The following is a 25,962-nucleotide window of genomic DNA, read 5'->3' as shown; positions in this document are numbered from 1 at the left end:
ATCATAGGTCGGACCTCCGACGCCCGAATCTGGCCAGCGGGTCGAGCGCCGATCGTGGCACCAGCGCTGCGAAAGTTCGCCGCCCAGGTCCGGCGCTACCGCGGAGAGCGGCGACCACCGCGGCCGCAGCATCCCACGACTCCGCCTCGGTCGACTGCGGGGCGTAGCGCCGGCGCTCGATCCGCTCCCGCAGGCGGCACAACGACTCCCGCGCCGCTGCGTTGAGTTCTGGAGCGATGTGCGCTTCCTGAGCCCGCGGCGACTCTCCGGACTCGACCGGGATGCCGAGGTCCCGCGCGCTCGCGAGCAGCTCAGCCCAGGCGGCCTCGCTGGAGCCGGCACGAGCGGCGCGACGGCGCAGGGTCCGCTGGAGAACGCGGAGTAGCCAGGGCACCAGGAGCACCAGGAGCAGGAGCACCCAGAGCGTCACGGCTGGAGCGGCGCTCGTCGCCGTGTCATCAATTGCACCGGCCGTCGGAGTCGGTGTGGCGGCCGAGGCGGCGCCAATCTCCGCAGGTGCGCTCGACGCCCCGGGCGCCGCGCTCGGCGTCGCGCCCGGAGTTGCCGGCCGCGTCGAGGCGGTCGCGCTCGGCAGCGTGTAGGAGGCGGGCGCGCCGCGGCTCGGTGTGGGCTCGAAGGGCAGCCAGCCGACGCCCTCAAAGTAGAGTTCGGGCCACGCGTGCAGATCGGAGGAGAGAACGCGGTAGCTGGTCAGGTCGTTGCCGCGAGAGGGCACGACCGATCCGGGCTGGTAGCCGATCGCGAGACGCGAGGGAATGCCCAGCTCGCGCGCCATCACCGCCATCGCCGAAGCGAAGTGCACGCAGTACCCCTCGCGCGCGTCGAGGAATGCGGCGAGGACGCCAACACCGTCCCCGTCGTAGCCCTCCTCGGCAGGCGTCTGCTCCGAATAGCGGAACTCGGACGAGCGGAAGAACGACTGCAGGGCCCGTGCGCGGTCATAGCCGGTCGGAGCGTCGACCGTGGCCTCGAGCGCCGTCGAGCGGACAATCTCGGGGACGTCGTCCGGGAGCACCAGGTAGCGGTCCAGTCCCGTCGGAGCGGGCGCGTCGACGAGCTGCTGCGGATCCGGCGCGAGGCGCAGCGCCTGAACCTCGTAGTCGTCGCCTGCCCTGGTGGTAGCCTCGCCGCGAATCGAGCCATCCTGAACGTCCTGCAGCCAGCTCTCGCCCACACCCGACATGGAGGACACGGGGTAGGGCACGGGGAGCCATGTGCTCCGCAGCGTCTCGATCGAGACGTCGACCTCCTCCGCCTCGCGCGGAACGCCCTCGCCGAGGCCTTCGGGAGGGATCGGCGCGTCGATCGCGGCCGTCTGCTCGGTGTCGCTCGGACCCCAGTTCTCGCCGGCGAAGTCCGAGACGGTGAGCACGCGAAGATAGACGGGCAGGTCCGAGTCGGTGGCGTAGCGCAGCACCGTCACCGGATTCGGTCGGCGCAGATCGCTGCCGAGCGCGACCACCGGATCAATCGCGCCATTGAAGAGCGCGCCCGAAACCCCTGAGCTGGCGGTGGTCCGCGCGTAGCCGGTCGCCGACCCCGCGAGTAGGCCGGCGCCGATGACGACGACCGTCACGATCGCGAGCGACGGCAGGGACGCGGCCGGTGCGACCCGCCAACCCTTGCTCCGCTCCGGTGTCGCGCTGACCGCGAGAACGCCCGCGTAGGCCACGGCAGTGACCACCAAGCTCGCCCAGGAGACGTCGGAGGGGTCGATGACCGCGGGCACGGCGAGCAGCGCGGCAGGGAACAACCCGGTCAGCGCGGGCAGGCGGATGGAGAACGCGAAGAGATCGGCCGCCCACGTCAGCACCACGACGCCGCCGATCAGGAGTAAGGAGATCCCCGCATCAGCGACAGCCGGCAAACCTTGTTGGGCGATGGAGACGAAACCGCCCTCGGCGAGCGCCTTCGCCTGCGCCACGGCACCGGGCGTGGGCACGACAAACAGCAGCGCCCGTGCCGGCACGAACATCGCCGTCAGGACGCCGACGGCCGCCAGCGTCCCCAGGATTGGCGGGACGACCGGATGCGAGCGGAGCGCCCGCGCAGCGGCAGGGACCGCAAGCACCACGGCCGCGGCCACCGCCAGCTGCACCAACCAGCCGACTCCGACGAACAAACGCCCGGCGCCCGCCGCGGCCGCGACGATCGCGAGCCAGAGCAGCGCAGTGAGCAGCACGGACCCCGAGCGCGGATCACGCTCGGAGCGGCGGCTCACGTGACCACCCGCAGAGCGAGGGCCTGCGCCCACGCATCCTCCACTGAACTGTCCGGATCGACCACGACGGGGTACCAGCCGAGCGCAGCCAGAGCACCCTCCTCCTCCGCGGTTCCACCCACCAGAAATGCGATAGCCGGCCGAGCGTGCGTGGCGAGCGTGGCAAGGGCGTCGAGGTCCTCCTCGTGCAGACGCGAGAGCACCGCGAACACCGGACGGACTCCCTGCGCCTCGCGCATCTGGGCGACGACCCGCGGAACGGCCGGAACCGACTCCTGCGAGGGCACGAGCTCGGCGAGGCGCAGCAGGACGTCGTGCGCTACCTCGCGCTCGTCCTCCGAGTGCTCCCCCTCCTCCGTCGCCCCGGTCTCGACAAGATGCGTCTCGAACCCGCGCTCGAGCAGGTGCACGGCCAGCGACGCGGTCATCGAGACCGCCCACTCCAGGCGCTCGTCCCCTCGTCGGTCAGCGATCCGCTCCGCCCGCGTCTCGAGCAGGATCCAGGCGTGCGGGTCAGTGCTCTGCTCGTCCTGGCGGACCATCAGCTCACCCGAGCGCGCACTGGCGCGCCAGTGCACCCGCCGCATCGCGTCGCCAGGACGGTAGTCGCGCGGGATGACATCGTCGGTGCCGGCTCCGGCCGTCGCGTGGGCGACCGGGCTCGATCCCCCGGCGCCACGCGCGTCGAGCACGTCGCTCTGCAGCGGGACCGCGCGCGGGGTCACGACGAACGGCTGCGCGGCTCCCACGATGCTCTCGCGCACAGCCAGGCCGAGCCCGTCGCCGCGCACCAGGCGGAGAGGACCGATGCGGTGGATCCCGCGCCGCTCCGCCGGAAGCCGATACCGGGCACGGACTCTGCCCCGCGGTGAGACGGCCGGGAGTGCGAACTTGCCCTCCGCGACAGCCCGACCGACGACGGCGCCGCGCTCGATCCGCTCGAGGCGGTCCTGTGCGCTCGCGCCGGCACGCAGAGCACCCGCGCGGTTCTCGAGCACGACATCGACCTCGACGATGTCGCCCGCCGAGACGGTTTGCGGAGCGAATCGACGCTGCACACGAAAGGACGGCGTCGAGAGGACAAGCGACACGAGCGCTCCGAGCGGCAAGCCGAGCAGAACGAGGCCGAGGAACAGCAGCTCGCGGAACTCGGCCAGCGGAGCGATGACCACGCCCGCGAGCCCAAGCAGCACCAACACCCAGCCGCGCAGGGTCAGCGCCACCCCGGCAAGCGCGGGCAGGCCGCGGAGACTGGCCGACGGGGCCTCGGTCTCGCGCGCCTCAGTCGCCACGGCCGCTGAAGGGGACGGGGGTGGCGGCGACGATGCGCCGGACGATCTCAGTCACCGAGTGCGACGCTCCGACGCCGGAGCGGCCGGGGAGGCGGGTGGCCGGCAGGAGGCGGTGGCCGAGCACCGGCACTGCGAGGGCGTCTACATCATCGGGGACCACGAAGTCGCGGTCGTTGATCGCAGCGAGCGCCTTGGCAGCGGCGATGAGCTGCAGTGTGGCGCGCGGACTCCCGCCCAGACGCAGCTCAGGATCGATACGGGTCGCCTGCATGATCGCGACGACGTACTCCTGCACGGGAGGTGCGACGTAGATCGAGCGCACGTAGGCCATCATCCGCTCGAGTTCGACGAGCGCGACCACCGGACGCAGATCATCGAGCGGGCTGGCCGCGTCGCGCGTGCGGATCATCTCGAGCTCGGCGCGCTCGTCCGGGTAGCCGAGCGAGAGACGCGCCATGAAGCGGTCGCGCTGCGCCTCGGGGAGGCTGTACGTGCCCTCCATCTCGACCGGATTCTGGGTGGCGATCACGGCGAAGGGGCTGGGGAGGCGGTGGGTAACGCCGTCGACCGAGACCTGCCGCTCCTCCATGCACTCCAACAGGGCTGACTGCGTCTTCGGCGAAGCGCGATTGATCTCGTCGCCGATCAGGATGTTCGCGAACACCGGGCCCGGCTTGAACTCAAAGTCGCGGGTCGCCTGGTTATAGACCGAGACACCAGTGACGTCGGAGGGCAGCAGGTCAGGAGTGAACTGGATCCGCGCGACACTGCCGCCGACGGAGGCGGCCAGCGACTTCGCCAGCACCGTCTTGCCCGTGCCGGGGACGTCCTCCATCAGGAGATGCCCGCCGGCCAGGAACACGGTCAACGCCATCGAGACCTCGGCCGATTTTCCGTCGATCACGCGGGTGAGGTTCCTCAGGACAGCGCCGCAGCGCGCCGTGAACTCCTCGCGGGTGAGCGGCGTCTCGGGTACCGCCCGGCGGCCGGCAGCGGAGCGGGTGTCTTCCAGAAACGTCATAGCTATGGATTCTCGCAGTGTCAGCGGGAAAAGGACTCAGGTTTCCCGAGTTCGGCGCGCATGCCCGCGTCGAGATGCCGGAATTACTGGCGAAAGCCGACGTATACTTCGGCGTCCCGGCGAGAGCGGGCCATCTCGCTGCGTGGGAGGCACCCCGCCCTATGCTCGTGCGGTGACCAGGATCATCGCCGGATTCGCCGGCTCGCTCACCCTCCGGGTTCCGCGCGCGGGCACCCGCCCCACCAGCGATCGCGTGCGCGAGGCCGTGTTCTCGGCCCTCGAGGCGCGCGACGCTCTTGATGGAGCGACCGTCGTCGACCTCTACGCCGGCTCCGGCGCTCTCGGTCTCGAGTCGGCCAGCCGGGGCGCGAGCGCCGTGGTTCTGGTCGAGCGCGACCCGAAGGCCGCCCGCACCGCCGACGAGAACGCTCGGGCAATCGCGACGGCAGCCACGAAGAACAGACGGCCCGTGCCGCGGATCGAGGTGGTGACCGGCTCCGTCCGCTCCTTCCTCGACTCCTCACCGGCGCTGAACACCGACACGGTGTTCCTCGATCCGCCCTACGACCTCGGTGAGGATGACCTCGCCGCCGACCTGGCCGGCATCATGCCGATGCTGCGCGAGGATGCGGTCGTCGTGGTCGAGCGCAGCTCGCGCAGCCCGGAGCCGCGCTGGCCCGCGGGCCTGGCGCGGGAGCGGAGAAAGGACTACGGCGAGACCACGATCTGGTGGGCCTCAGCCGCTTCCGACTAGGCGCCATTCTTAAGAACGAGTGGCACCGGATGATGTGAGCGAGCACCACCGCGTGACCTTATTGCGACAGCTCGGTGTCGAGGCGATCGAGGAGCGCTTCGAGGGAGATCTCGAACTCTTCGTCGCTGCGGTCTTCGCTGAGGAGAGTACGAAGGCGGCGGACCTCGGGTGCGACGTCCAGCGAGACGTTGCCGTCTCCCTGGGGAATGGTGGCGCCGCCTTCATCGAGGGGGTCCTCCGCCGGGCCCGTCTCAGCTCCGTGCACTGCCGACTGCAGGAGCAGTTGCCCCAGCAGGAAGCTGCTAAATGAGCGGTAGGCGCCGACGGCTTGCTCGTCGGTGAAGCCGTCAGCAGTCAGTGTGCTGAGGAAGGTGTTGACGACCTCGACGCTCCGCAGCGGCGGGCGCAGCCAGGGCGCAGCGGGATGTCGGGTCGCCACGAGGGGGAATGCGCGGGGATGATCTGTTGCAATTCGGCGGACCTCGTGGGCGACAGTCTGCAGGAACTCCTGCCAGTGCTGCGCAGTCGCTTCGGCTAGGCGCGCGGTGAGGTCCACCATCAGCATCGCGATGACGCCCTCCAGCAGATCTTCCTTCCCGTGCACGTAGCGATACAGGGACATGGCTTCCACGCCGAGCTCCTGGGCAAGGGATCTCATCGACAGCCCTTGGGCTCCGAGGCGGTCGATCTGCTCAAGGGCGGTGCCGACAATCAGGGCGCGGCTCAGCTTGGGTGCGCCAGAGCGTCCCCTGCCCGACTTGCCCTGTTCTTCCATCGACGATGCCTTCCTCCGGGACGCCCAAATAGCAGCGCAGAAGCGCGAGGGTCAACCACCGCGAACTTCTTCAGCGTAGACGAATGTACGCCGTTACCTTGTTATCAACTTACGTCGTAAGCAACCGCTACGACTCACGTGATGACGGGCACCGCCCCGAGGAAAGGCAGTTATGGCCAGCCACTACACGAACGGCACCACCACAGCACATTCGGTGACGAAAGACGACGACACCACACAGGAGTCGCTGATCGGAACCGAACGCAGTCGGCGTGACTCGAACATCTCGTGGGGCTCGGTGATCGCCGGCGTCATCACCTTCCTCGCCGTGACCATCCTCCTCTCGCTTGTCTCAGCAGGCATCGGACTCGGCGGCTCCGGCGTCGGCGCCGGGATCTGGAGCATCATCGCTCTCGCTCTCGCCCTCGTCGCGGGCGGCTTCGTCGCGGGAGCGCTCGCTGTGCGCAGCGGACTTCTCCACGGCTTCCTCACCTGGGCCACCTCGCTCGTCGTCGCCCTCGCCCTGGCCGTTGGCCTCGGCGCCGGTGTCCTCGGCGCAGCCGGCGGCATCGTCGGCGGCGTCGTCTCTTCCGCCTCGCAGGCCGCATCCGGAACCGACCTGAACCAGGCCGCCGACCAAGCAGAAGGCGCCGTCAGCGAGGAGGACGTTCAGAATGCGCAGGACAAGGCGGACGAGGCGCTGACTGACGCGCAGCAGGTTGCCGATGACGCCGCCGAGACCGCGCAGGCCGCCTCCTGGTACGCCTTTGTCGGGCTCTTGCTCGGCGCGATCATCGCTTCCGTCGGTGGGGCGCTGGGAGTTCGCAGCGTCCTCTCGCGTCGCGAGCGTACGACCGCCGCTGTGACGAGCAACCGCTAACCGACCGCTTCTCGCAGAGTCTCCACGGCGTCTCCACTCCCCCACTCGTGGAGACGCCGTGGAGCGGGCTCTCCCGCTCCTTCCGACCTATCCCTTCACTCCGACCAGCGCCGGCCCCTGCCGGACGAAAGCGAGCACACCATGATCGACAGCAGCATCATCAATGACCTGATCGGCGCTGAGGTGCGCGGCAGCGACGACACGAAGATCGGCACCGTCGGCCAGATCTACATCGACAACGACACGCAGCAGCCCAGCTGGGTCACCGTCCGTACGGGACTGTTCGGCTCCTCGGAGTCGTTCGCACCGCTCTCGGATGCCTCGTTCGAGGGCGGCGTCGTGCGCCTCGCCTACGAGAAGACGTTCGTCAAGGACGCCCCGCGCAGTGCTGACGACGGCGAACTCCGCGCCGACGAGGAGCAGGCGCTGTACTCCTATTACGGCAACGGTGACGGCGATGACCGCCCCGCCCGGACCGAGCAACCCCTCTACGACCAGGACGCCGACCGGACCGCAGACGCTGTCGGCACCGAGGGCTATGACACCTCAGGCCCCACCACCGACGACGCGATGACCCGTTCCGAGGAGCGCCTACACGTGGGCACCGAGCGCGTCGAGGCCGGACGCGCCCGTCTGCGCAAGCACATCGTCACCGAGCAGGTGACCACGACTGTCCCCGTCCGCCACGAGGAGGTCGTCGTCACCCGCGAGCCGATCACCGATGCGAATGCCGGCGACGCCCTGGCCGGTCCCGACCTCAGCGAAGAGGAGCACGAGGTCGTCCTCTCCGCCGAGCGAATAGTGACCGCGAAGGAGACAGTCCCGGTCGAGCGCGTGGCGCTGGGCACCGAGACCGTCACCGAGCAGCGGACCGTGAGCGAGGACATCGCCCACGAGGAGATCGAACTGATCGACCCCACCACGGCTCCGTCGACTGCCCCTCATCGCTCTCGCTGACACCCTCGGCGTCCCCTAGCTGTGGGACCGATTACCCGGAGCCCGCCATGGACACGACATCCCCGACCGAACTCATCGCAACGAGTGAGTCGAGCTGGATCATTGCCGACGCCTCTGCCAGGGTCCGCGGATACGTCACGTATGACGGTGGCTGTTACACCGCCTTCGACGCCGACGAAATGCCCATCGGCAATCATGCCGCTCGTCAGGACGCTATCGACACTGTTCTCCGCCGAAGCCGACCTCAATGACGCTAGGGGCGCAGAGCCCCATCATCCCTCCAGCCCGCGACAGACGAGCCCGGCGCCCGCGCCACCTCGTCGGCGGAGCCCCACTTCCTGCCCCCTTTCCGGGGTTCAGCGGAGGATCTCGCGCGTTCCAGGGATCTGTCAACCGGCCTCCATTCTTCATTCAGCAGCCATACCGTCGGAGACGAGCAATGCACCTCGAGAAGCCGCCAAGCACGTCGCCCCCTGCGGTTCTCCTGGTCGTTCTCGATGACTCTGACACTTTCGAGAAAAAGGAAGTCCCATGATCGACACCACGAACATCGACAGCATCTACGGCTCAAGCGTCTACGGCTCGGACGGCGACAAGATCGGCTCTGTCGAGCAGGTCTACCTCGCCGACGACTCCGGCGCCCCGGTCTGGGCGACCGTCAGGACCGGCCTTTTCGGCACCTCGGAGTCGTTCGTCCCGCTTGAGGGCGCGTCCCTCGACGGGGACCGTCTGAGCGTCGCCTACGACAAGTCCTTCGTGAAGGATGCCCCGCGCATCGACGCCGACGGGGCCCTCACCGAGCACGAGGAGGCGGAGCTGTACCGCTATTACAACCTCTCCGACACCGCCGACCGCGCGGCCGGCTACTCCGACAGCACTACCGGCGTCGACACGAGTGTCGGACACGACACGTCCGGTCCGACCACGGACGACGCGATGACCCGCTCCGAGGAGCAGCTGCACGTCGGTACTCAGCGCGTCGAGGCGGGCCGCGCGCGGCTGCGCAAGCACATCGTCACCGAGCAGCAGACGGTCACGGTCCCTGTCAGCCACGATGAGGTTCGCGTCGTCCGAGAGCCGATCACCGACACGAACGTCGGCTCGGCGACCTCGGGTCCCGAGCTCAGCGAGGAGGAGCACGAGGTGGTCCTGGGTGAGGAGCGGGTCGTCACCGCGAAGGAGACGGTCCCGGTCGAGCGCGTCGCGCTCGGCACCGAGACGATCACCGAGCAGCAGCAGGTAACCGAGGACGTCCGCCACGAAGAGATCGACGTCGAGGACGACGGCGTTACCCCGCGCCGCGACCGCGACCGCCTCTGACAAACCTCTGCCGGTAGTAGGAGGCCCGCCGCCTCCTACTACCGGCGCCATCGTTGTTACCCCCAGCGTTTCCCGCGTGAGCAGATTGAGAACGACCGTGGCCCAGACCAGCACCCAGCGAGAGCGCACCGCGCCGGACCCCGACGACGCGCGCAAGCCGGATGACCCGACCGACGTCACCAAGCGGTCCTGGGGCTACGTCCTGAAGAAGACCCTCCGCGAATTTGGCGCCGACCAGTGCACCGACATCGCCGCAGGCCTCACCTACTACGCCGTCCTCGCGCTGTTCCCGGGGCTGCTCGCGATCGTCTCGATTCTCGGCCTCTTCGGCCAGGCCGAAACGACGACCGACACGGTCCTGGAGCTGCTTGGCGGCTTTGTCTCAGCCGACGTCCTCGACACCGTCCGCGGACCGCTCCAAGAACTCACCTCGACGCCCGCCGCCGGCCTGGCCTTCATGACCGGTGTCCTCGGCGCCCTCTGGTCCGCCTCCGGCTACGTTGGCGCGTTCGGCCGCGGCATGAACCGCGTCTATGACATTGACGAGGGGCGCCCGATCTGGAAGCTGCGTCCGACAATGCTCGGCGTCACCCTCGTGACCGTCATCTTGCTCGTGGCCTCGGGCCTCATCCTCGTCCTCAGCGGTCCGATCGCGCGAACGATCGGCGACGCGATTGGCCTGGGCGACGTCGCCCTGACCGTCTGGAGCATCGTGAAGTGGCCGGTGCTGATCGCGATCATGATAGTGATCATTGCCGTGCTCTACCACTGGTCGCCCAACGTGCGGCAGCCGAAGTTTCGCTGGACCAGCTTGGGCTCGGTCCTCGCACTCGTCGTGTGGGCGCTCGCGTCCGCCGGCTTTGCGTTCTACGTCGCCAACTTCGGCAACTACAACAAGACCTATGGTGCCCTGGGCGGCGTGATTGTCTTCCTCCTCTGGCTTTGGATCACGAACCTCGCGCTTCTCTTTGGCGCCGAGTTCGACGCCGAACTCGAGCGCGGCCGCCAGCTACAGGCCGGCATCCCAGCCGAGGAGCACATCCAGCTCCCGCCGCGCGACACCAGGCACAGCGAGAAGAAGGCGAAGAAGCACGCCGAGGACATCGCCGACGGCCGCGAACTCCGCGAAACCGCCGGACACCCCGACCGATGAGCACCACCGAGTCCGCAGAGCCCGGGCAGGAACCGATCACCGTCGTCCGGTCTGAGGAGCGCCTCGACGTCAGGACCGTCTACACGCCGACCGAGCGCCTGCACATCCGCAAGGTCATCGTCACCGAGGAGCGGACCGTCACCGTGACACTTCGGCGCGAGGAACTCGTCTTAGAGCGCGAACCCCTCGGCGCGTCGCTCGACGGCGGAGAGCTTGGGTCCTCCGAGGAGAGCCCCGAGCCGGTCACCTTCGTCCTTCACGCCGAGGAACCAGTGCTCACCACCCGAGTCGTCCCTGTCGAACGCGTGCACGTCGCAATCGACCGCATCGTTGCAATGCAGTCGATGACCGAGACGGTAAGGAAGGAGCGCGTCGATATCCGCACCGAGCCGCAGATCCTCGACGACAACGCCGAGTAAATCGCGTGCTCCGGGTTCGCCCTCCGACTCACCCAGCCGCGGGCGTCAGCCCTTCGAACCGTCCCACCCCAGGTAGGGATCCCACCCGCCGCGCTCCACGAGCGGCGCACCGCCCAGTCGCACCTCCGGCGTGCCCTCCCGCACGACTCCGAGAGCCGTGAAGCCCGCGGGGAGCGGGGTACGGGACCCGAAACATGCCAGCATTGCGTGGTCCTCGCCGCCGCCCAACACGAGCGCCCGCGCGAGATCGGGACTGACGACCTCGAACGTGAGCAAGTCCCTCGCATGCACGTCCACCGCCGCCGGATCCAGGTCGATCACCACACCGCTCGCCCGCGCCATCCGCCGCGCGTCGAGCACCACACCGTCCGAGACATCCATCATCGCCGTCGCGATCCCGCCCGCCGCCATGCCCTGCGCGATCGGCGCCGTTGGCCGCAACTGGGCGTCGAGCAGCGCCGGGAAATGCTGCCGGAGGCGCGCGGCGAGGGCGGCCGACGGCTCCCCCTCCTCCCGCGCCTGCTCGAAGAGCAGCCGCAGCCCGAGCCCCGCTCGACCGAGTGGGCCGGCCGTCGCCAGTACGTCGCCCGGCTGTGCGCCGCTGCGCAGCACCGGTGGTCGGCCGTCGAGCGAGCCGAACGCGGTGATCGAGAGTGTCAGCGTCGCGGAGGCGGAGAGGTCGCCACCGACGACTCCGCAGCCCGGCGCCATCGCGGCGCACCCCGCGGCGAGCCCCCTCGCGATTCCCTCCACCACGTCGATGCCGAGCGTCTGCGGCGCAGCGAGCGCGACGACGAGCCCGGTGGGACGTGCGCCCATCGCGGCGATGTCAGCGAGGTTCGACGCGGCAGCCTTCCAGCCGAGATCATCGGGGGTCGACCAGGCGAGCCGAAAGTCGGGCCCGTGCACCATCATGTCTGTCGTCACGACGAAGCGGCCGTCAGGCGCCCGCAGCACGGCACTATCGTCGCCCGGTCCAACCAGGGTCTCTGAACCGGCCACTCCCCCGCGCTCGAACCGGGCCAGCACCCGCGCGAGCACATCACCCTCGCTCAGCTCGGCCAGGGTGGGACTGCGATCGGCTGCCATGCTTCACACGGTAGCGTCGACGACAGTCCCGTCACGACATGCGTTCTTGTGAACCAGGCTCTCAGCGGTCGCTTGATCTGAGGGCACCTCTGCGGCCCAACAAGTTATCCGACTCGTCCACCCATCGACGACCAGAGGGCATGCTGCCCTCCACTCATGCTATAGAGCACGAAATTACTGTCATCCTGCATGACTACTTTAAATTCCTCCCCGGAGTGTCCATTCGTCCCGGAACTCCAGAGAGCGCGGTCGCCCGGGCCGTATACAACGATGTTGCCATCGCCCTGGAGATGCAACTGCCTCCCGGACGACCGCGTATTTGAGGCACAGTACGGCGATCTATTCGCGTCGTGCGCTACGAAATTGCCGTCCATGCGAGCGCTGTCACCAGAAGTGCCGTGTTCACCTTCGAGTTCTTAACCATATACTTTCCCTCCGTGATTGACAAAGCCTAAGGTTAGCGATGCGACCCGGTGAATATGCTCAGCCGACCCGCCGCGTACCAATTTCGCAGAAGAGTCCGACACACATCAGGGAACATCCTGTAGATCTTTACATTTGAGCCCACCACTGGGAGCCAGACCATTCACCGCTTGGTTGAGATTATCGAGCACAGTACTCCCGGATATCTTTTCGCTATCTATGATTACCTCAATAGCCGGGTCTCGCCCAAAGGTGATGAATCGGTAATTCGGGGCATCTGTGTCGTCCGGAATCCAGTCGATTCCATCAACGTTCAGGCAGCGCGGATCTGCAGCAGGCGGTTCTATGCCGCAACGGAGCAAGACGATCGCTGGCGATCCCCAAGCCGCCGTACCTTGAGCACTAGTTTCACGTCGCGCTATTTCGCCGCCGTTGCCGTCATCTAAGGCATCCGGCAACCGAGCCGACACTGATGCGCAGCCAACGCTAGCTGCGTCTTGTGCCGGCTCTAGTGCGACCGTCGGGGAGCATCCGCTGAGGACAAACATACCCGTCACAATCGTGACAACGAGCGCTGTCGACCTCACGATCCTCTCACGAGGTGTGCGCAAACAATACCAATTCATAAGAATATCCAACCTGTCGCCTAACTTACCAACGAGGATACGGATTGCTCACCATGTACAAGACTGGCAGTCAAAGCCACTCCGACGACCCGCAGCGCCGCCTCCCCCGTCACTCCGAGCTCGCGCGCTCGCGCCGCATACACCGCAGCCGCCGCCTGTAGCTCGCGCTCGAGCGCGTCGACCCCGCCAGCGACGATCGTGCCCGCGCGACCACGCGTCTCGACCACGCCTGCCGCTTCCAGCTCGCGATACGCCCGTGCGACGGTTCCGGGAGCAAGGCTCAGCGTCTCGGCCAACGCGCGGACCGGTGGGAGCCGCGTGCCCACCGGCAGCTCCCCCGCCGCGACGAGTGCGGCGATCTGCTCGCGGATTTGCTCGAACGGCGCGGTCGACGCTCCCGAATCGATGTCGATGGCGAGCGCCGAAGTCATCGCGCGGCGACCGGGACGCGGTCGAGCGCCGTGTCGATCAGCTCGCTGATGAGGTCGGGGTACTCGACTCCGCTCGCGCCCCACATCCGGGGGAACATCGAGATCGGCGTGAAGCCCGGCATGGTGTTGATCTCGTTGACGACGAAACCCTCAGCCGTGAGGAAGAAATCGACCCGGGCGAGCCCCTCGGCACCGATTGCGTCGAACGCTCGGACAGCGAGAGCACGCATTTCGGCCAGCTCGTCATCGGTCAGGTCGGCGGGGCAGACAAGTTCGATTCCGGCAGCGCCCAGGTACTTCGCCTCGAAGTCGTAGAAGCCACGGCCGGTAACGACGACCTCCCCGGCGACGGAGGCACGCGCCGGCGCACCGTGGTGGCCGCCCAGAACCCCGATCTCGACCTCGCGGCCGAGAATTCCCGACTCGATCAGCACCCGCGAGTCGTGCGCGAAAGCTTCCTCCAGCGCTGCCTTGAGCTGTCGCGGTTCCTCGATTCGGCTGACACCCACACTCGATCCGGCACGGGCGGGCTTGACGAAAGCGGGCAGTCCCAGCTCTTCGAGAGCGGCGGAGGCGTCGCCGGGATCGGCGCGCCACCGGGCCTCGGTCACGGTGTACCAGGGAGCGACCATCAGCCCCGCGGCCCGCAGGACAGTTTTGGCGAAGTGCTTGTCCATCCCGAGCGCCGACGCGAGCACCCCCGAGCCGACGTAGGGCAGCCCGACGAGTTCGAGCAGTCCCTGGATCGTGCCATCCTCGCCCCACGGACCGTGCAGGATGGGCAGCACCACATCGATCTCGCCGAGCGAGCGGACGGCATGGTCGGCGGTCGTGACGGTCATCTCGCGCGAGAGCGCCGACTCCGGCCAGCTCACCCGACTCCCGTCGTCCTCGACGCGAGGCAGCGCAGCGGCGTCGAGTGCGAACTTCTCGGGGCGGTCCTCCTCCAGCACGAACGCACCGTCGGCGGTGATCCCGATCGGAATCACCTCGAAGCGCTCGCGGTCAATCGCCCGCAGCACCCCGGCCGCCGTTGCGCAGCTGATCGAGTGCTCGCTGGAGCGCCCCCCGAACAGAACGGCCACGCGGAGCTTGCTGGTCATCGAGGTTCCTCTCACCCTGTGGCTCGTCCGAATCCGTGGTCAGGTGCGGCGCGATGTCCTTGGGATCGAGCGTACCGGCGAGCACCTGCGCGACCTGCTCAACGATGGGCATAACGACGCCTCTCGCGCGAGCCAGTTCGAGCACCGGGGCGACGGACGCGAGCCCCTCAGCCGTCTGCTGCATCGACTTCACCACGTCGGTGAAGCTGTACCCCTGACCGAGCAGACGGCCGGCCGTGTTGTTGCGCGAGAGCGACGAGCTGGACGTCGCGATCAGGTCGCCCAGCCCGGCGAGCCCCGACATGGTCTCGGGCCGTCCGCCGTAGGCGACCGCGAAGTCGGTCATCTCGGCGAGGCCGCGCGTGATGATCGAGGCCTTCGTATTCTCGCCGTAGCCCACGCCGTCCACGATGCCGATCGCGACGGCGATCAGGTTCTTCAGCACTCCGCCGAACTCTGTGCCGATCACGTCCGTGTTGACATAGGACCGGAAGTAGCGGTTGGTGGCCGCCAGGGCCACCTCCTGTGCGGTGCTGAGACTCGCGGAGGCGATGACGGCGGCGGTCGGCTGCTCCTTCGCGATCTCGAGGGCGAGGTTGGGTCCGGAGGCGACCGCGATGCGATCCGGAGCGACAGGCAGCATCTGCGCGATCACCTCGCTCATCCGCTGGCCGGTGCCCTTTTCGACGCCTTTCATCAGGCTGACGAGCACGGTGCGATCGGTGAGGAACGGCGTGATCGCTTCGAGGTTGCTGCGCAGCGATTGCGACGGGATCGAGAGATAGACGTGGTCCGCGCCCTCCAGCGCCTCCTCGATCCGAGGTGTCGCACGGATCGTGCGCGGGAGGTTGATGCCGGGGAGATAGTCGCTGTTGCGCTTGGCCTCCGTGATCTCACGCGCGAGTTCGGCCCGCCTCGCCCACATCACCACGTCTGAGCCGCCGTCCGCGAGAATCTTTGCGAACGTCGTCCCCCAACTGCCGGCGCCCAGGACGGCGACGCGTCGCGGCACAGGGATCGGCGTCTTCCTACTACTCGGACTCAAAGCGACCCGTGCCCTTCTGATTGTGGTCGGCCGGGTTCCAGCGCTCGTCGGGCGCTCTCTCACCGCGCAACTCCTCGAGCAGGCCGGTAATCGCCGCCATCACAACCGCGGAGGCCTCGTTCAAAGTCGCGGAGTCAAGACTCCGCCCACGGAAGGCGGAGAAGTCGACGGGGTCGCCGACGAGGACGTCGACCCGCTTGCGCCGGAAGAGCGTGATCCGCCGGGAGTAGCGGCCCATGAGCTGCTGCGCGCCCCAGTGCGCGACGGGGACGACGGGGAGGCCGTACTGCAGCGCCATCCGCACCGCACCGGTCTTGCCGCGCATGGGCCAGAGCTCGGGATCGCGAGTGAGCGTGCCCTCGGGATAGATGATGATCGAGCGCCCCTCGTCGACGAGGGCCTTCGCGGCTTTTAGCGGCTCTCTGCCGCGAACGGAACCAGCGCGCTCGACGGGGATCTGGCCGGAGCTGCGCAGGACGGCGCCAACGACGGGGACCGAAAAGAGCGATGCCTTGGCGAGAAAGCGGGGCGCGCGGCCAGAGCGCCAGAGCGTCCAGCCGGTAATAATCGGGTCGATTTCGCTGTAATGGTTCGGCGCGAAGACGAAGGCGCCGGTGCTCGGGATCTTGTCGGCGTCCCGAATGCGCAGGTCGACCGACGCGGTCATCGCCGGGATCACCGCCGCCGCCAAAAACCAGAAGATGGACGGACGACTTCTCTCAGACACCCGCCTATCCTCCCATCCCCGCTCCCCCATTCCTCCACGCCGGGGAACCCCGGGGGCGACGAACCCGGGGGCTACGCGTCGAGGGAGAAATCGGCTCCCAGCAACTCGAGCTTGGTGAGGAAATTCTCGTAGCCCCGGCTGATGATGCCGACGTTCGAGACCGTGGAGGTGCCCTCGGCCGAGAGAGCCGCAATCAGGTGAGAGAAGCCGCCGCGCAGGTCCGGCACGACGATGTCGGCGCCGTGCAGCTTCGACGGACCCGAGATCACAGCCGAGTGCATGAAGTTGCGCTGGCCGAAGCGGCACGCTTGCCCACCCAGGCACTCGCGGTGGATCTGGATGGTCGCGCCCATCTCGACAAGGGCGTCGACGAAGCCGAAGCGCTGCTCATAGACGGTCTCGTGCACGATTGAGACGCCCTTGGCACGGGTCAGCGCCACGACCAGTGGCTGCTGCCAGTCGGTCATAAAGCCGGGGTGCACATCGGTCTCGATGATAACCGGCTTGAGTTCGCCGCCAGGGTGGTAGAAGCGGATACCGTCCTCGGCGATCTCGAATGCGCCGCCGACCTTACGGAAGACGTTGAGGAAGGTCGTCATTTCCTGCTGGCGCGCGCCGCCGACGAAGATGTCGCCGTCGGTCGCCAGCGCCGCGGCGGCCCAGGATGCGGCCTCGTTGCGGTCGAAAAGAGCGCGGTGCGAGTAGCCGGTGAGGCGATCCACGCCCTCGATGCGGATCACGCGATCGGTATCGACCGAGATGATGGCGCCCATCTTCTGCAAGATGTTGATGAGGTCCATGATCTCGGGCTCGATCGCCGCGCCCGAGAGTTCGGTGATTCCGGAGGCGCGCACTGCGGTCAGCAGAACCTGCTCTGTCGCCCCGACGCTCGGGTAGGGCAGCGAGACTTTCGCGCCGTGCAGGCCCTCAGGAGCAGACATCCGGATGCCCGAGGGCAGCTTCTCGACGACGGCACCGAAATTGCGGAGCACCTCGAGGTGGAAGTCGATCGGGCGGTCGCCAATGCGGCAGCCACCGAGATCGGGGATGAATGCCTCGCCCAGGCGGTGCAGCAGCGGTCCGCAGAAAAGGATCGGAATGCGGCTGGAGCCGGCGTGCGCGTCAATGTCGGCGAAGTGCGCGGACTCGACGTTGGAGGGATCGAGGATCAGCTCGCCCACCTCGGCACCCTGCTTGACCTTGACGCCGTGGACCTCGAGAAGACCCTTCACGACGCGGACGTCACTGATATCCGGGACGTCCCGCAGGGTGGAAGCGGTCTCGCCCAGGAGCGCTGCGACCATCGCCTTGGTAACGAGGTTCTTCGCCCCCTTGAGTTCGATCCGGCCCTTCAGCGGACGTCCGCCGTTGATGGTGATCCGCTCTGTGGTCATTCCCACTCGGGCTCCCGCGGCCTTGGCGTCCTGAAGAAGTGTGTTCACGCTATTTCACCGGCAATGTCTTGGGCCGCCAGCTCGCGCGGCGGGTCTCGAATTCGGAAATGAGCGCTTCGTCGCGCAGGGTCAGGCCGATGTCGTCCAGGCCTTCGATCAGGCGCCATCGAGTGTAGTCGTCGATCTCGAAGTTGAAGCTCTCGCGACCGGCGGTGACCGTACGAGCAACCAGGTCCACCGTCAGTTCTATTCCCGGTGTGCTCTGGATGATGCGCCACAGGCTCTCCACGCCCGCCTCGTCGACCACGGCGGCGAGCAGGCCCTGCTTGCCGGCGTTGCCGCGGAAGATGTCACCGAAGCGCGGCGAGATGACGACGCGGAAGCCGAAGTCCCGCAACGCCCAGACAGCGTGCTCGCGGCTGGAGCCGGTGCCGAAGTCGGGACCGGCGACCAGGATCCGGGCTCCCCGATAGCGCTCCTGGTTGAGGACGAAGTCCTCGTCCTGGCGCCAGCCGTGGAACAGCGCATCCTCGAAGCCTGTCTTGGTGATGCGGCGGAGATACACCCCGGGGAGGATCTGATCGGTGTCGACGTTCGCGCGCATGAGCGGCGCGGCGATCCCCGTGACTGTCTCGAACTTCTGCATTCTCAGACCCCCGCCGTCTCGCGAGCCGGCTCCAGGTCGGAGGGGCTGGAGAGCGTACCCCGCACCGCCGTGGCGGCGGCGACCAGTGGCGAGACGAGGTGGGTCTTCGCGCCCTTGCCCTGCCGACCCTCGAAGTTGCGGTTGGAGGTCGACGCGACCCGCTCACCCTGAAGGAGCTGGTCGGTATTCATTCCCAGGCACATGGAGCAGCCGGCAAATCGCCACTCCGCGCCGAACTCCGTGACGATCCGATCAAGCCCTTCGGCTTCGGCCTCGAGCCGCACCCGCGCCGAGCCAGGCACAACCATCACGCGGACGCCGGGAGCCTTGGCGCGGCCCTTGACGATCGTGGCGAAGGCGCGCAGGTCCTCGATTCGGGAATTGGTGCAGGATCCCATGAAGACGACATCCACCGGGATGTCCTTCATCCGAGTTCCTGGCGCGAGAGCCATGTACTCCAGGGCCCGCTCCGCGCTCGCGCGCTCGTTGAGGTCGTCGAGCGACTCGGGATCGGGTACCGACTGCGAGAGTGAGACGCCCTGTCCGGGGTTCGTTCCCCAGGTGACGAACGGCTCGAGTGCATCCGCGTCGATCACGACCTCGGCGTCGAACACGGCGCCCTCATCGCTCGGCAGCGTCCGCCAGTAGGCGAGGGCGGCGTCCCAGTCTTCTCCCGAGGGGGCGTGCGGTCGGCCCTTGAGGTAGGCGAAAGTCGTCTCGTCGGGGGCGACCATTCCCGCGCGGGCACCCGCTTCGATCGACATATTGCAGATGGTCATCCGCCCCTCCATCGAGAGCGCGCGGATCGCGGAGCCGCGGTATTCGAGGATGCAGCCCTGGCCACCGCCGGTGCCGATGCGGGCGATGACCGCGAGAATGATGTCTTTCGCCGTGACCCCCTCCTTGAGGGTGCCCTCGACAGTGATGGCCATCGTCTTGAACGGTGTGAGCGGAAGGGTCTGTGTGGCCATGACGTGCTCGACCTCGCTGGTACCGATGCCCAACGCGATCGCGCCGAACGCGCCGTGGGTGGAGGTGTGCGAGTCGCCACAGACGACGGTCACTCCGGGCATCGTCAGGCCGAGCTGAGGGCCGACGACGTGCACGATGCCCTGCTCGATATCCCCGAGCGAGTGCAGGCGCACGCCGAACTCACCCGCGTTGCGGCGCAGGGCGTCGATTTGGGCGCGACTGGTCGGGTCCTCGATCGGGCGGCCGATCTGGAGGGTCGGCGTGTTGTGGTCCTCCGTCGCAATCGTGAGATCGGGACGGCGAAGAGGGCGCCCGGCAGCCCGGAGCCCGTCAAACGGCTGCGGGCTCGTCACCTCGTGCAAGAGGTGCAGGTCGATGTAGATCAGGTCGGGCGCGCCGCCCTCACCTCGGACCACGACGTGGTCGTCCCAGACTTTCTCGGCGAGGGTTCGGGCTTTCTCGGCGAGGGTTCGGGCTTTCTCGGTCATGACGGTTCCTTCTCCTTCTGGGCAGTCGCTGCTCGGCCAGGCGAGGCACCGCGACGAAAGAGGCCGATCAGATCAAGGTCTCGTCGCGGCACAGAAGAAGGTGCAGGCCGCTGAACATTCTCAGAGAGTAGCACCGCGCTGTCCAGCGGCCATGGACCTCGGGCGCGAACATCCCGTCAGGGGCGCGGATCGAGAACAGCGTCGACAACAACGACGGTCACGTTGTCGCGGCCTCCTGCGTCGACGGCGGCGCGGACGAGAGTGATCGCGAGGTCTGCAGTCTCTCCGGAATCCCGTCGGGCGAACGCGGCGGCAATGCGCTCGTCCGCTAGCTCCCTGGTCAGGCCGTCAGAGCAGAGGAGGTAGCTGGCGCGTGGCACGATCGGCAAGGTCCAGACGTCGGCCTCGACCTCGTCGTCAGCGCCGAGAGCGCGGGTGACGATGTTGCGATCCGGATGCGACTCCGCCGTCTCTCGGCTGATGAGCCCGGCCGAGACCAGCTCCTGCACCGCGGAGTGATCCACAGTGAGCTGCTGGAGTTCGGCGCCGTCCCAGCGGTACACCCGGGAGTCGCCGACGTTGAACAGCGCCCACCGTGCCGGTCCGGCAGGCTCGGGCCGGACGAGCATGAGCCCGGTGAGCGTCGTGCCGCAGAGCGCCCCGCCCACATCGAGTCCGCGGACGGCTGTGTTCGCTGCCTCGACGAGATCGAACACGGCGTCGGCCGACCCCATCTCCGAGGGGCGGCCGGCGCGTAGAGCGTCCATCGCGGCCGCGCTGGCGAGGTCCCCGCGCGCGTGGCCACCCATGCCGTCAGCGACCGCCAGCAACGGCACGTCCACAAGGAGCGCGTCCTCATTGATGCGCCGCACCACTCCGACGTCGGTGCTGCTGCTCACGGTGAGCCGAAGCACACCCTGGGGCAGCTCGAGCGTGATCGCACTCATCGTCGGCTCATTTCCCCTCGGCGGCGGATCCCGCGTCATCCGAGACCACCTCCGGGTGCCCGTCATGGAGCTCGATGTGCTGGTGCTCACGGCGCATCTTCGCCAGGCTCGCGAGCGTGGCGACGGTCATGCTCAGCACGATGACCACCAGCGACGTGATCGTGTCGATGTCCCAGACGGGCACTGGCTCGCCTCCGTTGAGGAACGGGAGATCGTTCTCGTGCAGAGCGTGCAGCACGAGCTTCACGCCGATGAAAGCGAGGATGAAGGCGATCCCGTACTTGAGGTAGTCGAGCTTCTCGATCAGCCCGCCGAGCAGGAAGTAGAGCTGGCGGAGCCCCATCAGAGCGAAGATATTCGCCGTGAACACGATGAACGGGCTCTCAGTGATGCCGAAGATCGCCGGAATCGAATCCAGTGCGAAGAGCAGATCCGTCGATCCGATCGCGAGGAACACGATCAGCATCGGCGTGAAGTAGCGGGCGCCGTCAATCGTCGTGCGAATCCTCGAGCCGTCGAAGGAGTCGGAGATCTTCACCCGGCGACGCAGGAGGCGGATGAGCAGGTTGTCCGTGCCCTCGTTCTCGTCCTCCTTGCCGAACGCCTGGTTCCAGGCGGTATAGACGAGGAACGCGCCGAAGAGGTAGAAGATCCAGCTAAAGCTCTCGATGAGCTGCGCGCCCAAAAGGATGAACACGCCGCGGAGGATCAGCGCGATGATGATCCCCACCATCAGCACCTCCTGCTGCAGCTTGGCCGGCACAGCGAAGCGCCCCATGATGATGACGAAGACGAACAGGTTGTCGATCGACAGGCTGTACTCGGTCAGCCAGCCGGCGACGAACTGACCGGCCGTCTCGCCGCCACCCAGGAGCAGCATCAGTAGCGCGAACACCAGAGCGAGGGCGACGTAGAAGCCGACCCACAGACCCGACTCCCGCAGGCTCGGCACGTGCGGGCGGCGGTAGACCAGAAGCAGGTCGGCGGCGAGGATCAGGCTCAGCACGACGAACGAGCCGATCACGAACCAGACGGGCAGATCAAGCATGGGGGCCTTCCGAGTGGGTGAGGGGCCGAAAGTCTCTCCCCGGGGAGCGGACGGCACGTGCCTCGTCCGCATCACCCGTCCCACCCCCGGCGCCGCGCAGGGGCGGTGCGTACTGACGGGAGCGGAAAGGTCGGGATACTCCCCTTCGCGGATGCGATCTTAGCGTCGATCCGGCCGCGTTCCGTCGCCCGGCGTCGAAGCGGGATCGCCGTGAAACGAGAAGAACCCCCGGGCTGACCGGGGGTTCTTCTCGTGTTGCCGTGGTGACCCCAGCGGGATTTGAACCCGCGTTACCGCCGTGAGAGGGCGACGTCCTAGGCCGCTAAACGATGGGGCCGCGTTTTTGCAACTCGAAGAGTGTGGCACACCGAATTGCACGAATGCAACTTTCCCCGCACGTGTGCAATTGTGAGCCGCGCAGGGCCGGTCTGCTCGCCGATCCCGGGCCTTGCCCGGGGACCGCCGAGCCGCTTGGCTCGAGGACATGAGACTGACCAAACTCGAGCACGCGACCCTCCTCATCGATCACGCGGGCGCACGCCTGGTCATCGACCCAGGCTCCTTCACCCGCCCCTTCGAGGGGAGCGGAGAGACCGTCGCCGTGGTGCTGACCCACGAGCATGCCGACCACTGGACCCCTGAGCACCTAGAGCGAGTGCGCGCCGCCTCCCCGTCGCTGCGCATCCTCGGACCGGCCGGGGTTGCCGCGGCCGCTGAGGGCTTCGACGTCGAGACGGTCGCCGACGGCGACGTCGTGACGGTTGGACCCTTCGAGCTGCGCTTCTTCGGCTCGCGGCACGCGGTGATCCACAGCAGCATTCCCGTCATCGACAACGTCGGTGTCCTGGTCAATGGACGCGTCTACTACGCGGGCGACTCCTTCACGGTGCCCCAGGGCGTCGATGTCGAGGTCCTGGCTGCACCGTCCGGCGCCCCGTGGATGAAGATGGCGGAGGCAATGGACTACGTCCTGGAGATCGCGCCGAGGCACGCCTTCGCGACGCACGAGCAGGTGCTCTCGGAGGCCGGGCGAGCGCTCGGGCACGACCGCCTCGGCTGGGCCGTTCGCGAGGGCGGCGGGGAGTACCACGCGCTCGAACCGGGCGACTCGCTCGAACTCTAAGCGCCTTTGAAGACGGCAGCGGCCGGGCCGGGGGTGCACCCCCGGCCCGGCCGCTGTCCGTGATCCGCTCAGCGATTCAGTAGTACTCGCCCTGGCGGTAGTCCCAGGAGTTGAACTGCTCCGAGAGGTTGAGCATGATGCGGTCGTAGTCCAGGCCGCGACGAATCAGCACCGGTCCCGGCGTAATCGAGCGCTCGCCGCCCTGCACGGGGATGAGCGCGCCCGACGCGTCGACCATCGAGACCATGACGCCCTGCTCGTGGCGTGAGTCTTCATCCTTGTCCGGCTGGATGGACGAGACGTAGCCGTCAGCGGCGACGATCAGGTCGGCCTCGCTCTCGATCCGCTCCCCGATATTCGCGACGCGGCCCCGGTTGCCTACGCCCGAGGGGTTAGCGGAACTGGCGAAAACCAGGGTGCGGTCGCGCTCCCACAGCGTCGACACGATCTGCTCGGAGGGGCGGCCAAAGCGGATGACGAAGCAGCTCGTGCCACGGCGGTCGCGGACCAGCTCGCGGGCGTCCTCGTCGATCATGTCGACGGCTTCGGCCTTCCACGGCAGGATGCAGCCGAGCAGGATGTCCTGGTCCCAGTGCTTCTGGTAGAACGCGAGGATTTCGTCGTTCAGCTCGGCGAGTTCGGTGAGTTGCTCGATGCTCGAGCAGAGAAGAACTCCGGGCTTATTACGGTTGCGCTGCTTGGCCGAGAACTTGCGCTCGAGACCCGCCGCATCGGTCGCCATCAGGATATAGCCGACCTTCGTCGCGCTGACGACCAGTCCACCGGGAGCGGAGAGCGCATCCACCGCCTCCGCAGAAACCTGCTCACGCCATTCGATCACCGTCGTGCTGCTCATTCTCTCCCTTTCGTCATGTCCGACAACGCCGCGGCCACGGCCGAGCCGAAGCCTAGCGGACGGCCTTCCACGGGCAGCCGCGGTGTCACGTGCCGCAGCTCCCCCCGTTGGTCCGTCGCAGAGGGTCAGTGCACGCGAGGCGGCGCGGGCCCTTCGTGACGGATCGATGACGCGGTGACAGGACGCGTCGCGGCGCTCCGGCGAGGGCGGAAGCATTTCTCTCTGGACCGGAAAATGGAAAAGTGGGCTTCATTACTCCTCTCGTCGCGGTAGATAATCGGTCACCTGAGACGACGCACGGCGGAATCTTCAGCGTTCTGACATTCCAGTCAGTGCGCTTGTCCTTTTCTCTACTCGCTTGAGGAAGAGAGCTCCGATCGTCTGCGCAATGACCGCGAGGACGACGAAGAGAATCAGTGTCGGTCGAGCCGTGCCAGCGAGAGGGACGAGCATCCCCGCCCCCAGGAGAAGGATTGCCTGGAGAATTCCCTGATGCCTCTCAAGCCCTCTCATCACCGCCACTCGAGCAGTGTCGTCGAGCTCCTCCATTGCCGGCGCGAGGGCGATCATTGTCGCCGGTCGCACGAATCCGCCCGCGATACCGAGGAGCGCCAGACCGGCCACTGCGGCACCGAAGTCTCCGAGGGTCAGCACAGAAAGGCCGATGATCTGCGTGAACGCCGTCAGCCGGAATACCAGGGGCGTGCCTGCGATCCGCGGCGAGAGACGCGCCGCGGCAAGACCGGCCAGAGTGTAGAGGCCCAGGACGAGTCCAAAGGTGGGCAGGGACAGCCGGAACTCGGTGAACAAGAGCAACGGGACGACGAAGGTGTACGTGGCGAGGAGGACAGCGCGGTTGAGTGAGTAGTAAAGCGACCAGAAACGGACCGCCGCCGGCACGCCGAGAGGGCGCAACGACCGGGCGCGAGCTCCGAAGGAGACCTTCCTGCGAAGCGTCAGCCGAGACGCGAGCACCACGGCTAGAGCACAGCACGAGACGAGCGCGCTCAGGAGAAACGGCAGCCTGTCCCAGAGGGCCAGAGTGCTAGCCCCAACGACTCCGGCGCCGAACGAGGCGAGGAACATGCCGCTCTGCACAGTCGTCTCTTGCCGTCTCGCATCGGCGCCCGCACGCAGGGACGAGGCAAGGGCGGCATCGCGTCCGGCGGTCAATGCGAAGCCACAGCCTGCAAGGAACTGGCTCATCACGACCGCAACCGGATCGGCGTCCAGAACGAGAACGAGCAGCCCGAGTATTTTCAGGCTCTCGCCGAGCACGAGCGCTCCAGCGGAGGAGAGTCGGCTTGTTAGAGGCGAGAGGGGACCATCGGCAAGCGCCGCGACGAGCCCGTAGAGCGCGAGGAGTGCCGCGACGGAGAGGATCGAATACCCGCGCGCGAGAAGGAAAACAGCGACCACGGGCACGTGGAAATAGGCGCGGGACACGATCCGGTAGGTCGTGATGAGAGCAATGGCCCTCCGCGTCGACCCGGCAGTCGAAGGGAGGCCGTCAGACAAGGGACGGGACGACACTGCGCAGTGCCTTCGCGCTCAGGTCGCCCTGGCGGACGATGGAGGCGCCATCGACCAACGAGACGATGGTGCTACTCATCGTCGAATCGGAGGCATTCGCGCTCCGGACGATGTAGTCACACTTGCGACCGAGGTGCTCGACCGCGAGATCGAAGTCGACGAGGCCGGATGCGACGGTGCCGCTGATGTTCGCGGACGTCGCCGCGAGGGGCAGACCCGCGAATATCGAGAGGTGGTTGATCGGGGCGCTCAGGTTGTGCACGACAGACACAGTGTCCTGGCCTGACGTGACCCAGTCGGGCACAACCGGCTTCTTGCGGAGGATCACGTTGAGGGGCCCCGGCCAGAATGCCGTCGCGACGGCGACCATATCGGCGGCGCCGGGAGCGAAAGCCCAGGTCACCCAGTCGATGGGGGACGAGAGGAAGAGCGTGAGCGGCTTGGCTCCGTCGCGCTTCTTCATGTCGTAGAGACGGGTACACGCGCTGCGCGAGAACGGACTGCAGAAGACACCGTAATTCGTGTCGGTTTGAGCGATGACGGTCGCCCCTTCTCGGAGTTCCTGGGCCACCCGCCGGAGTTCGTCGAGATCGTTCGCGTCGATGATCTGTGCCGTCATGGGGTGGGGCTCCTCATTGCTCAGGGCGTCGAGTGCGTCCGGACGCTCTGGATAACATCGATATCGGGAATATTTCGGT

At 67.4% G+C, this 25,962-nt stretch carries 26 protein-coding genes and 1 tRNA gene; 8 read left to right on the top strand and 19 right to left on the bottom strand.

The window, feature by feature from the left end; all coding sequences use genetic code 11:
• Position 1: 1 nt before the first annotated feature.
• From B0H03_RS09785 to B0H03_RS09775, 3 genes are read right to left on the bottom strand one after another with little or no spacing between them, the layout of a single operon-like run.
• Positions 2 to 2,242, bottom strand: a complete 2,241-nt coding sequence (locus tag B0H03_RS09785; RefSeq protein WP_109714874.1) for a transglutaminase TgpA family protein — start codon at positions 2,240 to 2,242, stop codon at positions 2 to 4.
• On the bottom strand, positions 2,239 to 3,534 hold the full coding sequence (locus tag B0H03_RS09780) for a DUF58 domain-containing protein (protein ID WP_104264489.1): 1,296 nt from the start codon (positions 3,532 to 3,534) through the stop codon (positions 2,239 to 2,241). The genes B0H03_RS09785 and B0H03_RS09780 overlap by 4 nt, the downstream gene beginning before the upstream one ends.
• Positions 3,524 to 4,555, bottom strand: a complete 1,032-nt coding sequence (locus B0H03_RS09775; protein WP_104264488.1) for an AAA family ATPase — start codon at positions 4,553 to 4,555, stop codon at positions 3,524 to 3,526. The genes B0H03_RS09780 and B0H03_RS09775 overlap by 11 nt, the downstream gene beginning before the upstream one ends.
• Before the next feature lie 172 nt (positions 4,556 to 4,727).
• Here B0H03_RS09775 and rsmD point away from each other — a divergent pair, with 172 nt between their 5' ends.
• The gene (rsmD, locus tag B0H03_RS09770) at positions 4,728 to 5,309 is read left to right on the top strand and encodes a 16S rRNA (guanine(966)-N(2))-methyltransferase RsmD (protein ID WP_104264487.1); all 582 of its coding nucleotides are present in this window, start codon (positions 4,728 to 4,730) and stop codon (positions 5,307 to 5,309) included.
• 58 nt (positions 5,310 to 5,367) lie between these two features.
• Here the strand turns inward: rsmD and B0H03_RS09765 are convergent, their stop codons facing one another.
• Positions 5,368 to 6,084 carry a TetR/AcrR family transcriptional regulator C-terminal domain-containing protein gene (locus B0H03_RS09765; RefSeq protein WP_104264486.1) on the bottom strand — a complete coding sequence of 239 codons (717 nt, stop codon included), beginning with the start codon at positions 6,082 to 6,084 and terminating at the stop codon, positions 5,368 to 5,370.
• Between the two features lie 172 nt (positions 6,085 to 6,256).
• Here B0H03_RS09765 and B0H03_RS09760 point away from each other — a divergent pair, with 172 nt between their 5' ends.
• From B0H03_RS09760 to B0H03_RS09735, 6 genes are all read left to right on the top strand, one after another.
• The gene (locus B0H03_RS09760) at positions 6,257 to 6,964 is read left to right on the top strand and encodes a YrzE family protein (RefSeq protein WP_104264485.1); all 708 of its coding nucleotides are present in this window, start codon (positions 6,257 to 6,259) and stop codon (positions 6,962 to 6,964) included.
• 141 nt (positions 6,965 to 7,105) lie between these two features.
• A complete protein-coding gene (locus B0H03_RS09755; protein ID WP_104264484.1) occupies positions 7,106 to 7,921 on the top strand; it encodes a DUF2382 domain-containing protein in 816 nt (271 codons plus the stop codon).
• A 47-nt stretch (positions 7,922 to 7,968) separates the two neighbouring features.
• Positions 7,969 to 8,172 carry a hypothetical protein gene (locus B0H03_RS09750; protein WP_104264483.1) on the top strand — a complete coding sequence of 68 codons (204 nt, stop codon included), beginning with the start codon at positions 7,969 to 7,971 and terminating at the stop codon, positions 8,170 to 8,172.
• Positions 8,173 to 8,452: 280 nt separating this feature from the next.
• Positions 8,453 to 9,241 carry a DUF2382 domain-containing protein gene (locus B0H03_RS09745; protein ID WP_104264482.1) on the top strand — a complete coding sequence of 263 codons (789 nt, stop codon included), beginning with the start codon at positions 8,453 to 8,455 and terminating at the stop codon, positions 9,239 to 9,241.
• 76 nt (positions 9,242 to 9,317) lie between these two features.
• The gene (locus B0H03_RS09740; protein WP_419956911.1) at positions 9,318 to 10,394 is read left to right on the top strand and encodes a YihY/virulence factor BrkB family protein; all 1,077 of its coding nucleotides are present in this window, start codon (positions 9,318 to 9,320) and stop codon (positions 10,392 to 10,394) included.
• Positions 10,391 to 10,813, top strand: coding sequence for a YsnF/AvaK domain-containing protein (locus tag B0H03_RS09735; protein ID WP_104264480.1), 423 nt, complete (start codon positions 10,391 to 10,393; stop codon positions 10,811 to 10,813). Before B0H03_RS09740 ends, B0H03_RS09735 begins: the two co-directional genes overlap by 4 nt.
• A 45-nt stretch (positions 10,814 to 10,858) precedes the next feature.
• Here the strand turns inward: B0H03_RS09735 and thiL are convergent, their stop codons facing one another.
• The 12 genes from thiL to B0H03_RS09670 all read right to left on the bottom strand — a co-directional run bounded on the left by thiL (position 10,859) and on the right by B0H03_RS09670 (position 22,089).
• Positions 10,859 to 11,902, bottom strand: coding sequence for a thiamine-phosphate kinase (thiL, locus tag B0H03_RS09730; RefSeq protein WP_104264479.1), 1,044 nt, complete (start codon positions 11,900 to 11,902; stop codon positions 10,859 to 10,861).
• A 530-nt stretch (positions 11,903 to 12,432) separates the two neighbouring features.
• Complete coding sequence (locus B0H03_RS09720; protein ID WP_104264477.1) at positions 12,433 to 12,951, bottom strand: DUF3515 family protein; 519 nt, start codon at positions 12,949 to 12,951, stop codon at positions 12,433 to 12,435.
• A 20-nt stretch (positions 12,952 to 12,971) separates the two neighbouring features.
• Positions 12,972 to 13,382: a GntR family transcriptional regulator gene (locus tag B0H03_RS09715; RefSeq protein ID WP_104264476.1), complete on the bottom strand. Its 411-nt coding sequence runs from the start codon at positions 13,380 to 13,382 to the stop codon at positions 12,972 to 12,974.
• Positions 13,379 to 14,485, bottom strand: coding sequence for a D-alanine--D-alanine ligase family protein (locus B0H03_RS09710; protein ID WP_104354291.1), 1,107 nt, complete (start codon positions 14,483 to 14,485; stop codon positions 13,379 to 13,381). The genes B0H03_RS09715 and B0H03_RS09710 overlap by 4 nt, the downstream gene beginning before the upstream one ends.
• A complete protein-coding gene (locus B0H03_RS09705; protein ID WP_164860188.1) occupies positions 14,388 to 15,497 on the bottom strand; it encodes an NAD(P)H-dependent glycerol-3-phosphate dehydrogenase in 1,110 nt (369 codons plus the stop codon). The genes B0H03_RS09710 and B0H03_RS09705 overlap by 98 nt, the downstream gene beginning before the upstream one ends.
• A 19-nt stretch (positions 15,498 to 15,516) precedes the next feature.
• On the bottom strand, positions 15,517 to 16,287 hold the full coding sequence (locus B0H03_RS09700) for a lysophospholipid acyltransferase family protein (RefSeq protein WP_104264474.1): 771 nt from the start codon (positions 16,285 to 16,287) through the stop codon (positions 15,517 to 15,519).
• Positions 16,288 to 16,328: 41 nt separating this feature from the next.
• On the bottom strand, positions 16,329 to 17,699 hold the full coding sequence (gene murA / locus B0H03_RS09695) for a UDP-N-acetylglucosamine 1-carboxyvinyltransferase (RefSeq protein ID WP_104264473.1): 1,371 nt from the start codon (positions 17,697 to 17,699) through the stop codon (positions 16,329 to 16,331).
• Position 17,700: 1 nt separating this feature from the next.
• Positions 17,701 to 18,297 (bottom strand): 3-isopropylmalate dehydratase small subunit, encoded by a 597-nt coding sequence (gene leuD, locus B0H03_RS09690; RefSeq protein WP_104264472.1) that lies wholly within the window; start codon positions 18,295 to 18,297, stop codon positions 17,701 to 17,703.
• Positions 18,298 to 18,299: 2 nt separating this feature from the next.
• Positions 18,300 to 19,757, bottom strand: a complete 1,458-nt coding sequence (leuC, locus tag B0H03_RS09685) for a 3-isopropylmalate dehydratase large subunit (protein ID WP_104264471.1) — start codon at positions 19,755 to 19,757, stop codon at positions 18,300 to 18,302.
• A 176-nt stretch (positions 19,758 to 19,933) separates the two neighbouring features.
• Positions 19,934 to 20,704 (bottom strand): PP2C family protein-serine/threonine phosphatase, encoded by a 771-nt coding sequence (locus tag B0H03_RS09680; protein WP_104264470.1) that lies wholly within the window; start codon positions 20,702 to 20,704, stop codon positions 19,934 to 19,936.
• A 7-nt stretch (positions 20,705 to 20,711) separates the two neighbouring features.
• A complete protein-coding gene (locus tag B0H03_RS09675; protein ID WP_104264469.1) occupies positions 20,712 to 21,752 on the bottom strand; it encodes a TerC family protein in 1,041 nt (346 codons plus the stop codon).
• A 261-nt stretch (positions 21,753 to 22,013) separates the two neighbouring features.
• A tRNA-Glu gene (locus tag B0H03_RS09670) sits at positions 22,014 to 22,089 on the bottom strand.
• Positions 22,090 to 22,236: 147 nt separating this feature from the next.
• Here B0H03_RS09670 and B0H03_RS09665 point away from each other — a divergent pair.
• A complete protein-coding gene (locus tag B0H03_RS09665) occupies positions 22,237 to 22,875 on the top strand; it encodes an MBL fold metallo-hydrolase (RefSeq protein WP_104264468.1) in 639 nt (212 codons plus the stop codon).
• A gap of 76 nt (positions 22,876 to 22,951) precedes the next feature.
• On the opposite strand, the gene B0H03_RS09660 is transcribed toward B0H03_RS09665, so the two are convergent.
• The 3 genes from B0H03_RS09660 to B0H03_RS09650 all read right to left on the bottom strand — a co-directional run bounded on the left by B0H03_RS09660 (position 22,952) and on the right by B0H03_RS09650 (position 25,883).
• Positions 22,952 to 23,731 (bottom strand): L-threonylcarbamoyladenylate synthase, encoded by a 780-nt coding sequence (locus B0H03_RS09660; protein ID WP_104264467.1) that lies wholly within the window; start codon positions 23,729 to 23,731, stop codon positions 22,952 to 22,954.
• Positions 23,732 to 24,040: 309 nt separating this feature from the next.
• Complete coding sequence (locus tag B0H03_RS09655) at positions 24,041 to 25,264, bottom strand: MFS transporter (RefSeq protein ID WP_127843921.1); 1,224 nt, start codon at positions 25,262 to 25,264, stop codon at positions 24,041 to 24,043.
• Positions 25,242 to 25,883 (bottom strand): L-threonylcarbamoyladenylate synthase, encoded by a 642-nt coding sequence (locus tag B0H03_RS09650; RefSeq protein WP_104264465.1) that lies wholly within the window; start codon positions 25,881 to 25,883, stop codon positions 25,242 to 25,244. The genes B0H03_RS09655 and B0H03_RS09650 overlap by 23 nt, the downstream gene beginning before the upstream one ends.
• Positions 25,884 to 25,962 lie beyond the last annotated feature (79 nt).

The organism is Rathayibacter iranicus NCPPB 2253 = VKM Ac-1602 (assembly GCF_003149025.1).
Lineage (GTDB): Bacteria > Actinomycetota > Actinomycetes > Actinomycetales > Microbacteriaceae > Rathayibacter > Rathayibacter iranicus.
Note: the sequence above shows the minus strand (reverse complement) of the source record. Positions and strands in the feature narration are given on the sequence as shown.

Coding starts and splice junctions, on each gene's coding strand:
- B0H03_RS09775 (WP_104264488.1), bottom strand. CDS start 4,555: ATGACGTTTCTGGAAGACACCCGCTCCGCTGCCGGCCGCCGGGCGGTA.
- B0H03_RS09765 (WP_104264486.1), bottom strand. CDS start 6,084: ATGGAAGAACAGGGCAAGTCGGGCAGGGGACGCTCTGGCGCACCCAAG.
- B0H03_RS09760 (WP_104264485.1), top strand. CDS start 6,257: ATGGCCAGCCACTACACGAACGGCACCACCACAGCACATTCGGTGACG.
- B0H03_RS09755 (WP_104264484.1), top strand. CDS start 7,106: ATGATCGACAGCAGCATCATCAATGACCTGATCGGCGCTGAGGTGCGC.
- B0H03_RS09750 (WP_104264483.1), top strand. CDS start 7,969: ATGGACACGACATCCCCGACCGAACTCATCGCAACGAGTGAGTCGAGC.
- B0H03_RS09745 (WP_104264482.1), top strand. CDS start 8,453: ATGATCGACACCACGAACATCGACAGCATCTACGGCTCAAGCGTCTAC.
- B0H03_RS09735 (WP_104264480.1), top strand. CDS start 10,391: ATGAGCACCACCGAGTCCGCAGAGCCCGGGCAGGAACCGATCACCGTC.
- thiL (WP_104264479.1), bottom strand. CDS start 11,902: ATGGCAGCCGATCGCAGTCCCACCCTGGCCGAGCTGAGCGAGGGTGAT.
- B0H03_RS09720 (WP_104264477.1), bottom strand. CDS start 12,951: ATGAATTGGTATTGTTTGCGCACACCTCGTGAGAGGATCGTGAGGTCG.
- B0H03_RS09715 (WP_104264476.1), bottom strand. CDS start 13,382: ATGACTTCGGCGCTCGCCATCGACATCGATTCGGGAGCGTCGACCGCG.
- B0H03_RS09710 (WP_104354291.1), bottom strand. CDS start 14,485: ATGACCAGCAAGCTCCGCGTGGCCGTTCTGTTCGGGGGGCGCTCCAGC.
- B0H03_RS09700 (WP_104264474.1), bottom strand. CDS start 16,287: ATGGGGGAGCGGGGATGGGAGGATAGGCGGGTGTCTGAGAGAAGTCGT.
- leuD (WP_104264472.1), bottom strand. CDS start 18,297: ATGCAGAAGTTCGAGACAGTCACGGGGATCGCCGCGCCGCTCATGCGC.
- leuC (WP_104264471.1), bottom strand. CDS start 19,757: ATGACCGAGAAAGCCCGAACCCTCGCCGAGAAAGCCCGAACCCTCGCC.
- B0H03_RS09680 (WP_104264470.1), bottom strand. CDS start 20,704: ATGAGTGCGATCACGCTCGAGCTGCCCCAGGGTGTGCTTCGGCTCACC.
- B0H03_RS09675 (WP_104264469.1), bottom strand. CDS start 21,752: ATGCTTGATCTGCCCGTCTGGTTCGTGATCGGCTCGTTCGTCGTGCTG.
- B0H03_RS09665 (WP_104264468.1), top strand. CDS start 22,237: ATGAGACTGACCAAACTCGAGCACGCGACCCTCCTCATCGATCACGCG.
- B0H03_RS09660 (WP_104264467.1), bottom strand. CDS start 23,731: ATGAGCAGCACGACGGTGATCGAATGGCGTGAGCAGGTTTCTGCGGAG.
- B0H03_RS09650 (WP_104264465.1), bottom strand. CDS start 25,883: ATGACGGCACAGATCATCGACGCGAACGATCTCGACGAACTCCGGCGG.